The sequence below is a fragment of the Burkholderia sp. L27(2015) genome, assembly GCF_009765705.1.
Lineage (GTDB): Bacteria > Pseudomonadota > Gammaproteobacteria > Burkholderiales > Burkholderiaceae > LMUX01.
The window spans coordinates 196,831-211,275 of sequence record NZ_LMUX01000004.1 but is presented as its reverse complement, the minus strand read 5'-3'; the positions used below and the strand labels follow the sequence as shown (position 1 = coordinate 211,275).

The 14,445-nt window shown below is 59.3% G+C and carries 9 protein-coding genes; 8 read left to right on the top strand and 1 reads right to left on the bottom strand.

Annotation, left to right across the window (positions count from 1 at the left end):
* Positions 1-188 precede the first annotated feature (188 nt).
* From GSQ77_RS01420 to GSQ77_RS01405, 4 genes are all read left to right on the top strand, one after another.
* Entirely contained in the window at positions 189-1,604 is a 1,416-nt protein-coding gene (locus tag GSQ77_RS01420; RefSeq protein ID WP_158898276.1) for an MFS transporter, read from the top strand.
* A gap of 27 nt (positions 1,605-1,631) precedes the next feature.
* Positions 1,632-4,217, top strand: a complete 2,586-nt coding sequence (gene nirB, locus GSQ77_RS01415) for a nitrite reductase large subunit NirB (protein ID WP_158898274.1) — start codon at positions 1,632-1,634, stop codon at positions 4,215-4,217.
* A gap of 15 nt (positions 4,218-4,232) precedes the next feature.
* Positions 4,233-4,580, top strand: coding sequence for a nitrite reductase small subunit NirD (nirD, locus tag GSQ77_RS01410; RefSeq protein WP_158898272.1), 348 nt, complete (start codon positions 4,233-4,235; stop codon positions 4,578-4,580).
* 139 nt (positions 4,581-4,719) lie between these two features.
* Positions 4,720-8,973, top strand: coding sequence for a sulfite reductase subunit alpha (locus GSQ77_RS01405; protein ID WP_158898270.1), 4,254 nt, complete (start codon positions 4,720-4,722; stop codon positions 8,971-8,973).
* Between the two features lie 51 nt (positions 8,974-9,024).
* Here the strand turns inward: GSQ77_RS01405 and dctA are convergent, their stop codons facing one another.
* Entirely contained in the window at positions 9,025-10,398 is a 1,374-nt protein-coding gene (gene dctA, locus GSQ77_RS01400) for a C4-dicarboxylate transporter DctA (RefSeq protein WP_254067401.1), read from the bottom strand.
* A 334-nt stretch (positions 10,399-10,732) separates the two neighbouring features.
* Here dctA and GSQ77_RS01395 point away from each other — a divergent pair, with 334 nt between their 5' ends.
* The 4 genes from GSQ77_RS01395 to GSQ77_RS01380 all read left to right on the top strand — a co-directional run bounded on the left by GSQ77_RS01395 (position 10,733) and on the right by GSQ77_RS01380 (position 14,436).
* A complete protein-coding gene (locus GSQ77_RS01395) occupies positions 10,733-11,014 on the top strand; it encodes a UxaA family hydrolase (protein ID WP_158898267.1) in 282 nt (93 codons plus the stop codon).
* 156 nt (positions 11,015-11,170) lie between these two features.
* Complete coding sequence (locus tag GSQ77_RS01390; RefSeq protein WP_158898265.1) at positions 11,171-12,346, top strand: UxaA family hydrolase; 1,176 nt, start codon at positions 11,171-11,173, stop codon at positions 12,344-12,346.
* 174 nt (positions 12,347-12,520) lie between these two features.
* On the top strand, positions 12,521-13,528 hold the full coding sequence (locus GSQ77_RS01385) for an ABC transporter substrate-binding protein (RefSeq protein ID WP_367889643.1): 1,008 nt from the start codon (positions 12,521-12,523) through the stop codon (positions 13,526-13,528).
* Between the two features lie 107 nt (positions 13,529-13,635).
* Positions 13,636-14,436, top strand: a complete 801-nt coding sequence (locus GSQ77_RS01380; RefSeq protein WP_158898402.1) for an ABC transporter ATP-binding protein — start codon at positions 13,636-13,638, stop codon at positions 14,434-14,436.
* Positions 14,437-14,445: the final 9 nt, after the last annotated feature.

The window sequence follows — 14,445 nt, the reverse complement described above, 5'->3', positions numbered from 1 at the left end:
CTAGGCGAGACCAACGGCGGTCTTAATTGAATTTGGTTCGCTCACGATGGGCGGGCTGCTGGGATAAAGGCGTCCCGAAACGTAATTGCTTCGATCGAGTAATCGATTCTGGTGGCTACGCTTCGGGACGCTTTTTTTTTGCGCCGACATTAGGTCGTCAAACAGTAATCGATTTAGCGAGAGCCCCGATGAAGCATCTACTGCATTCCTTGAAAAGCGGCAATTGGCGCGCACTGCTCGCGTGCTTCCTGTACTTCGACACGGGCTTTACCGTATGGGTGATGTTTGGCCCCTTGGCTCCCTTCATCCAAAAAGACATCCCCATGTCGCCGGCTGAACTGGGGTTTCTGGTCGCAGTCCCCGTACTAGGTGCAGCGATCCTGCGAGTCACCCTCGGCAACTTGTATCAGGCCTACGATGGCCGCCGCGTCGCGTTGCTGGGCGTCGCCCTCTCGGCACTCCCCGCAGTCGTTCTACTCCTTCTACCGTCCGCGCCTTCCTACACCTTGCTGCTGGTGCTGGGGGTGTTCCTCGGCGTAGGCGGCGCGAGCTTCGCCGTGGCATTGCCGATGGCGGGAAGCAACTATCCGGCAAAGGTACAAGGGCTCGTTCTCGGCTTGGCTGCCGCCGGCAATATCGGCGCAGTGCTCGATGGCTTCATGTTCCCCGGTCTGGCCGACCACTTCGGCTGGGCGAGAGCCACCGGTGCCGCCCTGCCGCTGCTGGCGCTTGCGGCTGTCGCGATCTTCTTTTGGGCCAAAGACCTTGCTCCCAAGTCGGGCAGCGCACCGCGTGCATTTCTCAGCTTCGCCATCACGCTGGCCGCTTTGGTGGTGTTGGTCGTCGCCGTGCATGCCGGTGTGTTCGGCTCGGGCAGGGCCGGTGTGCTACTGCTGCCGGTGATGGGCGCTTTGGTAGCCATTGCGGTATTGCCCAAGCATTACCGCAGCGTGCTCGTCGAAGGCGATACCTGGGTGGTGATGCTGGTGTACAGCATTACCTTCGGTGGATTCGTCGGCATGTCTTCATACGTAACCACACTGCTCACGAACTTATACCAAATGCCCAAGCTCGAAGCGGGCCTGTTCATGTCCCTGCTGGCGTTTATCGGCGCCATGGTGCGCCCGGTCGGCGGCTTGATCGCGGATCGTATCTCCGGTGTGCGCGCGTTGATCGTGCTACTGGCCGGAATCTCCTTGTGCGATTTCGCGTTTGCTGCATGGATGCCACCGCTTGCGGGCGGGATCACTTTGTTGCTGGTGATGTATGTGTTTTTCGGGCTCGGCAACGGCGCGACATTTCAGCTCGTGCCGAATCGCTGGAAGGGCAAGACGGGGTTGATGTCCGGCATCATCGGCGCGGCCGGCGGCATCGGAGGGTTCTATCTGCCCGTCATCATGGGCATGGCGAAGGAAAGCACCGGCAGCTATCAAATGGGCTTCGCGACATTTGGCGGCATCGCGGCCATCGCTTTCCTGCTGGTTGTGATGCATCGCACGCAGTGGCTTACCTGGGCGATGCCGCAGCAAGAATCGCACGCAGACCCGCACGCGTCACCGGATAGGGTGCAAGGCGCCATCGTGCAAGCCGATAGCGGCGCATAAACTCCATCGAATCAGGAAGTCAATGCTATGAAAGTCATCGTCATCGGGCACGGCATGGTCGGCCACAAACTCGTCGAGTCTCTGGCCGACAGCGGTAGGGATCACCTCGACGTCACGATCTTGTGCGAAGAGCCGCGCCCGGCATACGACCGCGTCCACCTGTCGGAATTCTTCGCGGGTAAATCTGCAGAAGATCTGTCTTTGGTCACGCCGGGCTTTTTCGAGCGCGACAATCTCCTGCTCAAGCTCAATGCCCGCGCCGAGGCCATAGATCGCGTGGCAAAGGTCGTCACCGTTTCCACCGGTGAGACATTGCCCTACGACAAGCTAGTCATCGCCACCGGATCCTACCCGTTCGTGCCCGCGCTACCGGGCAAAGATCGCCGGGACTGCTTTGTCTATCGCACCATCGAAGATCTCGACGCCATGAAGGAATGCGGTGCGCGCTCAAAGACCGGTGTAGTCGTCGGCGGTGGCCTGCTCGGCCTGGAGTGCGCGAAGGCCTTGCGCGACCTGGGATTGCAAACGCATGTAGTCGAGTTCGCGCCGCGCCTGATGACGGTACAAGTCGACGACGGCGGCGGCCGCGTGCTGCGCCACAAGATCGAAGAGCTGGGCGTGGCGGTGCACACCGGTAAAAACACCACTGAAATTGTCGATGGCGAAACGGCCACGCATCGCATGCAGTTCGCCGACGGCAGCCACCTTGACACCGACATGATCGTGTTCTCCGCCGGCATACGCCCCCGCGACGAACTGGCGCGCAGCAGCGGGCTCGAAATCGGCGCACGCGGCGGTATTGTGATCGATGACACTTGCCGCACCGCCGACCCCGACATCTACGCGATCGGCGAATGCGCGGCCTGGAACGGCCAGGTATTCGGGCTGGTCGCGCCGGGCTACGATATGGCCCGGGTCGCCGCGCGCCATATGCTGGGCGAAGACGCCGCGTTCACCGGTGCCGACATGAGCACCAAACTCAAGCTGATGGGCGTGGATGTCGCCAGCATCGGCGACCCGCACGGCAATGCACCGGGCAGCCGTTCCTATCAATTCACCGACGAACGCAAACAGATTTACAAGAAGCTGGTGGTTTCCGAATGCGGCAAGTATCTGCTGGGCGGTGTGATGGTAGGCGACGCCGCCGAGTACGGCACGCTCCTGCAGATGATGCTCAATCGCATCGAATTACCGGACGCGCCGGAATTTTTGATCCTGCCGCAAGCTGACGGCACAGCCAAGCCGGGTCTCGGTGTGGATGCGCTACCCGCGGCAGCGCAGATCTGTTCGTGCAACAACGTCTCCAAAGGCGCGATCTGCGAAGCGGTCGGCGCGGGCGCGACGAACATCGGCGAACTGAAAACCTGCACCAAGGCCGGCACCTCGTGCGGTGGCTGCGTTGCGCTGGTCACGCAGATCATGAAGGCGGAGATGAAAAAGCAGGGGCTCGCCGTCAACAATCATTTGTGCGAGCACTTTCCCTATTCGCGCCAGGAGCTCTATCACTTGGTGCGAGTCGGTGGCATCAAGACGTTCGATGCGCTTCTGGCGGCACATGGCAAAGGCATGGGCTGCGAGATCTGCAAGCCGGCAGCCGCGGGCATATTCGCTTCCTGCTGGAACGAGTTCGTGCTCAAGAAAGAACATGCAGCGCTGCAGGATTCAAACGACTATTTTCTCGGCAACATCCAGAAGGACGGTACCTATTCGGTAGTGCCGCGCATGGCCGGCGGCGAGGTCACACCGGACGGCTTGATTGCGGTCGGGCAAGTCGCCAAAAAATATGGGCTGTATACGAAGATCACCGGCGGACAGCGGGTGGACATGTTCGGTGCACGCGTCGAGCAGTTACCCCTGATCTGGGAGGAACTGATTGCCGCCGGATTCGAATCCGGCCATGCCTACGGCAAATCGCTGCGCACCGTGAAATCCTGTGTCGGCTCGACGTGGTGCCGTTACGGCGTGGACGATTCCCTTGGCCTCGCCATTGAACTCGAGAACCGATACAAAGGTTTGCGCGCACCGCACAAGATAAAATTCGGGGTTTCCGGCTGCACGCGCGAATGCGCCGAGGCACAGGGCAAGGACATCGGCATCATCGCGACCGAGAAGGGCTGGAACCTCTATGTTTGCGGCAACGGCGGGATGAAGCCACGCCATGCCGAGCTGCTCGCGTCCGACCTCGACAAGCCGACGCTACTCAAGTTGATCGACCGCTTCTTGATGTTCTACATCCGTACGGCGGACCGCCTGCAACGTACCAGTGTCTGGCGTGACAATCTCGAAGGCGGACTCGAGTACCTGGTTGACGTCATCGTACGCGACAAGCTCGGTCTTGCCGTCGAACTGGAACGCGAAATGCAGCATGTCGTCGACACCTACGAATGCGAATGGAAGAAGGCCGTCGAGGATCCCGAAACACGCAAGCGCTTTCGCCATTTCGTCAACAGCGAGCAGGCCGACCAGAACGTGATGTTCCTGGAAGAGCGCGGACAAATCCGACCGGCTACACCGCAAGAACGGCAATCGCGGCGCAAGCCGACTCCCATCCCGCTTGCCAGCCCGATTGCCAGCCCGCTTGCGATCTCGATACCCATCGTCAAAGTCGCCTGAGCCTAGGAGCACGTCATGAGCCATATGGAAAACTCGAAGAATTGGATAGCGGTCTGCTCGCTGGACGAGATCGTGCCCAACACGGGCGTCTGCGCATTGATTGAAGGCGAGCAGGTAGCCGTATTCCATGTCAGCCATGGCGATACCCGCGTGTTCGCGATTGGCAACTACGATATCAATGCCGAGGCGGCGGTGCTCGCGCGCGGACTGATCGGCAGCCTGGGCGACCGTATTGTCGTCGCGTCGCCGATTTACAAGCATCACTTCGACCTACGCACCGGCGAATGCATTGAGGTACCGGAACATTCCGTCAGCAGCTTTCCCGCCCGCGTGGAGGGCGGCAAAGTGTGGGTCTCCCTATGAGAACGACAAATCACGAATCTGTACGGGTGCTCATCGGTAACCGTACGAGCGATATGTCCGGTTTGCCGTGCTCGCCAAAACAGGCGACCTTGGGTGTGCGCAACATGATGGCGTTGGACCATCGCCGCACAGTATCGCGATGACGAGCGAAAGCGTAAAAACGGTTTGCCCATACTGCGGGGTAGGCTGCGGCATGATCTTGCACGTGGAAAACGATCAGGTCATCAAGATCTCCGGCGACAAGGAACACCCGGCCAACTTTGGGCGGCTCTGTACGAAGGGCTCGTCGGCCCATGTCGCCCTGCGCAAATCGGGCCGCCTGCAGAGCGCCTTCGTGCGTCACGCACGCAATCAGGATCCCGTCCCCCTGCCCATGGCGCAGGCGATCGCCGATACCGGCCGCCGACTGCGCGGCATCCTCGACACGCATGGGCCGGACGCTCTTTCGTTTTATGTGTCGGGTCAGATGTCGATCGAAGCCCAATACCTGATCAACAAGCTCGCGAAGGGCTTTGTCGGCACCAACAATATCGAATCCAATTCGCGGCTATGCATGGCCAGTGCGGGCAGCGGATACAAACTGTCGCTGGGGGCGGACGGCCCGCCGGGTTCCTATGAAGACATCGACAAGGCCAATCTGTTTTTTGTGATCGGTGCCAACATGGCCGACTGCCATCCGATCCTGTTCCTGCGGATGATGGACCGCGTGAAAGCCGGTGCCAAGCTGATCGTGGTCGATCCAAGACGCAACGCGACGGCCGACAAAGCCAGCCTCTTCATGCAGATCAAACCGGGGAGCGATCTGGCGTTGCTCAACGGCCTGCTGCACCTCATTCACAAGAATGGCGACACGGACGCAGTCTTCATCACCGAATCGACCGAGGGTTGGGAAGCGATGCCCGCCTTTCTCGAGGAATACACACCCGATAAGGTCGCGGAGATCACGGGCATTCCCGAGTCGGATATTCGCACCGCTGCGCAATGGATGGGCGCCGCCCCCGAGTGGATGAGTTGCTGGACCATGGGCCTGAACCAGAGCACGCACGGCACCTGGAATACCAACGCGATCTGCAATCTGCACCTGGCTACCGGCAAGATATGCCGCCCCGGCAGCGGGCCATTTTCGCTAACCGGGCAACCCAATGCCATGGGGGGTCGCGAGATGGGCTATATGGGCCCTGGGCTTCCTGGCCAACGTTCGGTGCTGGTGGAGGAGGACCGCGCTTTTATCGAAGCGCTATGGGGTATTCCCAGTGGCACGCTCAAGACTGAACTGGGGAAGGGTACAAGCGGTACAAAAGGCACAAGCGGTAAAGGTGGCACGGGCGGCACCATCGACATGTTCTCTCGCATGGCTGCCGGGGACATCAAAGCCTGTTGGATTATCTGCACCAATCCGGTGGCAACCGTTGCGCATCGTCAGAGTGTGATCGCCGGGTTGCAGGCCGCCGAGCTGGTCATCACCCAGGATGCGTTTCTCGACACGGAAACCAATCGCTACGCGGACGTGCTTCTGCCAGGCGCCTTGTGGGCCGAGGCTGAAGGCGTGATGATCAATTCCGAGCGCAATATGACGCTGATGCGCAAAGCCGTCGAACCCCCGGGAGCGGCGTTGCCGGACTGGCAGATCATTGCGCGCGTCGCGGGTGAAATGGGTTTTGCCGAGGCCTTCAGTTACGCCAGCGCGGACGAGGTCTTCGAGGAAATCACCCGGATGTCGAATCCGAAGACCGGTTACGACCTGCGCGGGGCGAGCCACGCGCGGTTGCGCGAAGCGCCGTTGCAATGGCCGTGTGCGCCCGGAAGCACCCACGACCGCAATCCGATTCGCTATATCAATGATGGCGTCAGTCAGCCGCTCACGGAACAGTCCGACGGCCGTCGGCCGCGCCTGGTTTTTCCCACTGCACGGGGTAAGGCGATTTTCTTCGCGCGTGCGCACGTCGCTCCCGCCGAAATGCCCGATTCGGATTTTCCTGTCGTACTCAATACGGGGCGTTTGCAACATCAGTGGCACACCATGACCAAAACCGGCAAGGTTGCCATGCTGAACAAGCTGAACCCTGGCCCCTTCGTGGAAATCCATCCGGAGGATGCGGCGGCTCTCGGCATTACGGAAAAAGACACCGTCGAAATTCGGTCTCGCCGAGGTCGTGCTTTGCTGCCTGCGATCGTGACCGATCGGGTTCGTGCCGGTAATTGCTTCGCCCCCATGCATTGGAATGATGTGTTTGGCGAAGATCTTTGTATCAATGCTGTCACCAATGACGCCGTAGACCCGATTTCGCATCAGCCCGAATTCAAGTTTTGCGCCGTCGTGCTCAGTCGCGTAACACCCGCAGCAAGTACGACCACGACGCGCGATATGCATGACGACATCTTCAACTCGCAACGATCTGAGTCATCTGCCTCATCCGTGTTAGCGACCGTCGATCAGGGCGGTTCGCCCCAGGAACTGGATATGCCCAAAATTAATGCCCTCGTAACCCTGCTCGGCATTCCAGAACTGCCAGTACCTCAACTCACCGATACACAGCGCATTTACATATCCGGCTTCCTCAGCGGCATGCGCACGCTCGAGGGTCGGCAAATGGACGGCGTTCCCGCGTTACCGCTGGACGCGCCATTCACCGCCGACACCCGGCTTTGGTTTAACGGCATGCTTGCGGGTGCGTTTAGCCGCTGCGCTCTTGTCGCGCCCGTGCTGGAAACATCCGCGCAAGGGCCGCAGACAACCGAAGAGCCCTCCACTGTCCGGATCGCTCGTACACGGCCCAAGGTTGTGCTGCTATGGGCATCGCAGACGGGGAATATCGAAACGCTGACCGACCTGTATGCCACGCAACTGATGGAGTCCGGCTTCGAAATACGAACCGCCAGCATGGCCGACTATCCGATAAGCGCGCTGGCAAAAGCACAATACGTGCTGCTGATGACCAGCACGTTTGGCGACGGCGATCCACCGGACAACGGACTAAGCTTCTGGGCCGCGATGAAGGCCGAGAATGCTTTGCGCCTTGATGGTCTGCGCTACGCGGTGCTGGCATTCGGCGATCGAAACTATGATCAGTTCTGCGCCCATGGCCGAAATCTGGACGCCCGTCTCTCCGAGCAGGGGGCATTGCGCTTGATGGAGCGCGTTGATTGCGATGCCGAGTATCAACCGGCGGCCGACGCTTGGCTCGAGCGCATCATCGCGCGCATCAAGGAAGAAGACGCGGCGCTACACGCCGTGCCGGCCGAAGGAATGATCCCTGGCGTATTACCGGGCACCCTGCATTCGAAGACCAATCCGGGAGCTGCCCGGCTGGTGAAAAATCTGCGGCTCAATAGACACGGAGCATCAAAAGACACACGTTATTTCTCGCTGGAAACGGGTGAATCCGGCCTCGAATACGAAGTTGGCGATGCGCTCGGCGTGTGGCCCAGCAACTGCCCCGAACTGGTCGACGAGATCATCGGGGTGAGCAAGCTCCATGCAGATACCGCAGTGAACGTGCCGGGTGTAGGGGAGATACAACTTGTCGAGGCGCTCGGTAAGCACTTTGAAATTGCGCGTCCTAGCCCCGAGGCATTGGCCTACATAGCGGCGAGAAGTCAAAATGGCACGCTCAGGGAATTGCTGAGCGAGGATCGCAAAAGCGATTTAAAAAAATGGTTGTGGGGTCAGCAGTTAGTCGACGTGCTGCATGAGTTTCCGATAGAGCTCGGCGCGTCGGACCTGGTCGGCATGCTCAAGCGCCTGCAGCCCAGGCTGTATTCGATTGCTTCGAGCCCCAAGGCACATCCTGGTGAGATACACCTGACCGTAGCGACGGTTCGGTATAACAACGGTCGGCGTCAGCGCAAAGGGGTTTCCTCGACCTTCTTGGCCGATCGAGCCGATGACTTAAGCGTGCCAGTGTTCGTGCAAAAGTCGGCGCATTTTCGCCCCCCTCGCAGTGGCGACACGCCTATCGTGATGGTCGGGCCCGGTACCGGTGTGGCGCCGTTTCGCGGCTTTCTGCACGAACGGCTTGCACGTGGCGATACCGGTCGCAATTGGCTGTTTTTTGGTGAACAGCATGCCGCCACGGATTTCTATTACCGTGACGAACTGGAGCAGATGCGCAAGAGTGGCCTGCTGACCCGGCTCGATCTGGCCTTCTCCCGCGACCAAAACGAAAAGATCTACGTGCAAGATCGTCTACGCGAGCACGGAGCAGAACTGTGGAGCTGGCTGGAGGCCGGAGCTCATTTCTACGTTTGCGGCGATGCCGGTCGCATGGCCAAGGACGTCGACGCGGCACTCAAGGCTGTCGTTGCTCAACACGGTGACATGAGCGACGAAAGAGCCCTGGAATACGTTAGCCGCCTCGCGAAAGACAAGCGCTATGTGCGCGATGTCTATTGACGCCCTCTCCAGCACCGGGTGGTTCGATCGGCGCCGAGTGTATAGCGCCGTTCAGCGTGGCCCAGAGGCAGACTTCAAAATCACGCTTTCATTCCCATAGTGATGTGCCATCCCAGCGCGGGACGGATCGCCCACAGGCTGATCGCCCAGCGTGGGCTCATCCTCAACCTCGTCCTGCGGCACAAACTCGCCCGCAAGAACCGCCCGCGCCCGCACCAAATCTAGCGCCCCCTCCCAGCGCGCCACAACCAGCGTCGCCACCGCATTGCCGATCAGATTAACGATAGCGCGAATCTCATTGAGTATCCGATCGATACCAAGGATCAGCGTGATGCCGGCCACAGGAATGATGTTGTGCGAAGACAGCGTAGCCGTGAGTGCCACGAGCGCGGCACCCGCCACCCCCGCCCCGCCCTTCGACGTCAGCATCAGGATCGCCAGCAAGCCGATCTGCTGCCACAGCGACAAATGCGTATTGGTCGCCTGCGCGATGAACAACGAAGTCATCGTCAAATAGATCGCCGCTCCGTCGAGGTTGAACGAATAACCGGTCGGCAGCACCAGCCCGACGACAGTACGCGAACAGCCCAGCCGCTCAAGCTTGACCATCAAGCGCGGCAGCACTGACTCGGTGGTCGACGTACCCAGCACAATGAAAATTTCTTCGCGCAGATACTTCAGCATCGGCCACAGCCCTACGCCCACGCAACGGCAAATCGTGCCCAGCACCAGCACGATGAATAAAATGCTGGTGATGTAAAAGCACACGATCAGCAAGCCCAACTGCTGCAAGGTACCGATGCCGTAACGCCCGACCGTAAACGCCATGGCGCCGAACGCACCCAATGGCGCCAACTTCATGATCATTTCAACGATGCGCATCAGCACTTCGCCGAATTGCTCGACGGTGGTGGCCAGAAACTGGCTACGCCGGCCCATCATCGACAGCGCGATGCCGAACAGCACCGAGAACATCAGCACCTGCAAAAGATTGCCGCGCGCAAACGCCCCCACCACCGAGTTCGGCACGATTTCTTCGAGGAAACTGGAATTCGCCGCGGTGTGGACCTCCGCCACATATTGACTCAGCGAGTGCGTGTCCAGTGTCTTCGGGTCGATGTTCAGGCCCGCGCCCGGATGCACCAGGTTGGCGACCACCAGCCCTATCACCAGCGCCACAGTCGTCACCGCTTCGAAGTAAAGAATGGTCTTCATGCCGACCCGGCCGACGCTCTTGAGACTTTCCATTTTCGCGATGCCGATCGACACAGTGCAAAAGATCACTAGGGTAATCAGCATCTTGATCAAACGAATAAAAGTGTCGCCTAACGGCTTGACTTCGATCCCGAAGGCCGGCGCGAAATACCCGACCAGAATTCCGGCCACCAAGCCAATCAGGACCTGGACATAAAGATGTTTAAGCAAGCGCAAAATGGTGTCTCCTCCATTTGTGACAGCGCGACCGCCCGATAGCAGCGCGCTGGTGTGTGCCGGTCGTATGCCGGATGTGTCGCGCGAAAGGCCGAATCCGTGGGGTAGACCCGCGTGTATCCCGCGGGTTCTACTTTTGGTTTTACTTTCGGTTCTGCTTTTTATCTAGCCCTGCTTGCGAGCTTGAACTCCCTTCGAATCGATTATGGCAGAGCATCGCAATTCGTTCAACTCATCTGAATCATATAGTTGACTTCGACGATTTGCGCGCCTATGATGATTTACGCTTTAACCATTTAACGCGCTATTCATTACGGAGGAATGTCGCATGATTCACGTTGTGTTGCACGACGCAAAAGACACGGTCGCAGTGGCGGTCGTCGAGGGTATCCAGGCCGGCACCGAGTTGACCGCTTGGATCATGGATGAAGACCGCACCATCTCGGTCAAGGCTGTGCAGGAAATTCCCATCGGGCACAAGGTTGCGCTCAAGAGCATGGCAGTCGGCGACACGGTCTACAAATACGGCGTGGACATCGGCAAAGTGGTCGCGCCTATCAAGGCCGGCGAACACGCGCACGTGCACAACATCAAGACCAAGCGCTGGTAATTCACGCTACGACCTTGCGACGTTCCGCATTCCATTGAGGTAGCGCCGAAATCGGGCTCAGAAGCGCAGCTACGAGCGCAGCTCCCTAGCGCGGCTCAAAAGCGCATGCCCGAATGTGCACCTCATTTGCGCCCTTATTCATCAAGGAATTCTTAAATGCCAGTTATCGACAAGAACACCACCTTCCGCGGTTATCGCCGCGACAACGGCCGCGTCGGCGTGCGCAACCACGTCCTGATCCTGCCGTTGGACGACCTTTCCAACGCCGCCTGCGAAGCCGTGGCCACCGCCATCAAGGGCACCATGGCGATTCCCCACCCGTATGGACGTCTGCAGTTCGGACCCGACCTCGACCTGCACTTTCGCACCCTGATCGGCGCGGGCTCCAACCCGAACGTCGCTGCGGTAGTCGTGATCGGCATCGAAGACGGCTGGACCAAGAAAGTGGTGGACGGCATCGCCAAGACCGGCAAGCCGGTCATCGGCTTCGGCATCGAAGGCCACGGCGACCACGAAACCATCATGCGCGCGTCGCAGGCCGCCAAGAAGTTCGTGCAGTACGCCACGGGATTGCATCGTGTCGAGTGCCCGATCAGCGACTTGTGGGTGTCGACCAAATGCGGCGAATCGGACACCACCTCCGGCTGCGGCGCCAACCCGACCGTGGGCAACGCCTTCGATAAGCTGCACCCGTTGGGCACCACGCTGGTGTTCGGCGAAACCTCGGAAATTACCGGTGGCGAACATATCGTTGCGGCGCGTTGCGCCAACGATAAGGTGCGCGACGATTTCATGTCGATGTTCAACCGCTATCAAGCCATGATCGATCGCTGGAAGACCACCGATCTGTCGGAGTCGCAGCCGACCAAGGGCAATATTGCCGGCGGCCTCACCACTATCGAAGAAAAAGCGCTGGGCAACATCCAGAAGATCGGCAAGAAATGTACGGTCGACGGCGTGATCGACAAAGGCGAAGAGCCGACCCATCCGGGCCTGTGGTTCATGGATTCTTCCTCGGCTGCCGCTGAAATGGTCACGCTGTGCGCGGCTTCGGGCTTCGCCGTGCATTTCTTCCCGACAGGCCAAGGCAACGTGATCGGCAACCCGATCGTGCCGGTCATCAAGCTGTGCGCCAACCCGCGTACCGTCCGCCTGATGGGCGAACACATGGACGTGGACTGTTCCGGCCTGCTGCAGCGCGAATTGACGCTGGACCAAACCGGCGACAAGCTGCTCGAATGCATGATGGCCACCATCAACGGCCAATGGACCGCGGCTGAAGCGTTGGGCCATCGTGAATTTGTGCTCACCCGCATTCACGAAAGCGCATAAAAAATAATCAGAAGGAGCACAATAAGGAAGATGGTGAACATGCCCGGGAACAGTATCGACTAACAGATACTCCCGGGTAAAACAGGGCGTCGCACGCCCTGTTTCCGTTCCCGTCGTCCCGCACGGCCCGTATCACTGCACGTCAATAAGCGAGCACGCAACGAGGAGACAACCGTGAAGCTCACATCAGTCCTGGCCATATCCGTGGCCACCGCATTTATGGCGCTGGCAACGCCGTCGTACGCTGAAGTCAGCGAACTGGAAGTGGCCGAGCAGTACGGCATTAGTTATCTGCCGCTGATGATCATGGACGACCAAAAGCTGGTCGAGAAATACGCGAAGGAAGAAGGCATCCCGGACCTCAAGGTGAATTGGGCCAAATTTGCCGGCGGCAATGTGATGAATGACGCGCTGCTATCGGGCAGCCTGCATTTCGCCTCGGGCGGCGTGGCTCCACTGATCACGCTATGGGCCAAGACGCGCACCAACTACCAGATCAAGGCAGTATCGGGGCTGAACTCGATGCCGCTTTATCTGACGACGAATAATCCCAACGTCAAAACCATCAAGGACTTTACCGACAAGGACAAGATTGCGCTGCCGGCGGTCAAGGTCTCGATCCAGGCCGTCACGTTGCAGATGGCAGCCGAACAGGCGTTCGGGCCCGGCCAACAAAACAAGCTCGACTCCCTCACGGTATCGATGAGCCATCCGGATGGCGAAACCGCACTGCTCTCAGGCAACAGCGAGATCACCGGACACTTCAGTTCCCCGCCATTTCAGTACCAGGAACTCGCGGCGCCGCACATCCACACGGTGCTCGACTCCTATCAGGTGCTGGGCGGCCCAGCCAGCTTCAACCTGATCTGGACCACCACCAAATTCAGGAACGAAAACCCCAAGGTGTACGCGGCGTTCTTCAAGGCGCTCAATGACGCCATCGGCCAGATCAACAAGGACAAGCCCTGGGCTGCCGATGCTTACCTGCGCATCTCCAAGGACAAGGACACCAAGGCTCACATCCTGGGTATGCTGAACGATCCGAATGTGGTCTTTACAACCACGCCGCAGAATGTCCTGAAGTATGTCGACTTCATGAACAAGATCGGATCGATCAAGGCACAGCCCACCTCATGGAAGGACCTTTTCTTTCCCGAAGTTTACGCACTGCCCGGTAGCTGAAGGGCGCAGCGCGCAAACGCATATGGCTAGTAGCTGATGAACACGCGAAGCGGCGCGGCCCACCGCCGCGCCTTTTTCGCTTTTGCTCCCGGAGTGCCTGTATGGATATGAGTGCCAACCCGATTCCCAGCTCCGCACCTCTGCTCGACGTGAGCGGAGTGACCTTGCAGTACAAGACCAAAGAGCATCTGGTCACCGCTACCTATCGCATCGATTTCCAGGTTTTCAAGTCCGACCGCTATGTACTGCTTGGGCCTTCAGGCTGCGGCAAATCGACCTTGCTCAAAGCCGTGGGCGGATATCTCACCCCCACTGAAGGCGAGATTCGCCTCAAAGGGAATGTGATCAAGAAGCCCGGCCCGGACCGCATGATGGTGTTTCAGGAGTTCGACCAGTTGCTGCCGTGGAAGACCGTGAAGGAAAACGTCATGTTTCCACTGCTGGCTTCGCACAAACTGTCGGGCAAGGCCGCCGAAGACAAAGCCATGCAGTACATCGAGAAGGTCAAGCTCGCGAAGTTCTGCAATCACCATCCGCATATGTTGTCAGGCGGCATGAAGCAGCGGGTGGCGATTGCGCGCGGCATGGCGATGGAGCCCGACATACTGCTGATGGACGAGCCGTACGCCGCACTCGATGCGCTTACGCGCCGCAAGATGCAGGATGAGCTACTGCAGCTATGGGACGACACGCATTTCACGGTGCTGTTCGTGACCCATTCGATCCCCGAGGCCATCAAATGCGGCAGCCGCATCCTGTTGCTCTCGCCACATCCGGGCCAAGTCAAGGCCGAGTTGGCCAGCGTGCCGCGCGACCGAATCGATGGTCAAGAGGCCAAGGCGCTGGAAGCGCACATCCACGCCATGCTGTTCTCCGACGAAATCGAAGAGGAAACCCATCATGGATGACAAGGACGC

Coding starts and splice junctions, on each gene's coding strand:
- GSQ77_RS01420 (WP_158898276.1), top strand. CDS start 189: ATGAAGCATCTACTGCATTCCTTGAAAAGCGGCAATTGGCGCGCACTG.
- nirB (WP_158898274.1), top strand. CDS start 1,632: ATGAAAGTCATCGTCATCGGGCACGGCATGGTCGGCCACAAACTCGTC.
- nirD (WP_158898272.1), top strand. CDS start 4,233: ATGAGCCATATGGAAAACTCGAAGAATTGGATAGCGGTCTGCTCGCTG.
- GSQ77_RS01405 (WP_158898270.1), top strand. CDS start 4,720: ATGACGAGCGAAAGCGTAAAAACGGTTTGCCCATACTGCGGGGTAGGC.
- GSQ77_RS01395 (WP_158898267.1), top strand. CDS start 10,733: ATGATTCACGTTGTGTTGCACGACGCAAAAGACACGGTCGCAGTGGCG.
- GSQ77_RS01390 (WP_158898265.1), top strand. CDS start 11,171: ATGCCAGTTATCGACAAGAACACCACCTTCCGCGGTTATCGCCGCGAC.
- GSQ77_RS01380 (WP_158898402.1), top strand. CDS start 13,636: ATGAGTGCCAACCCGATTCCCAGCTCCGCACCTCTGCTCGACGTGAGC.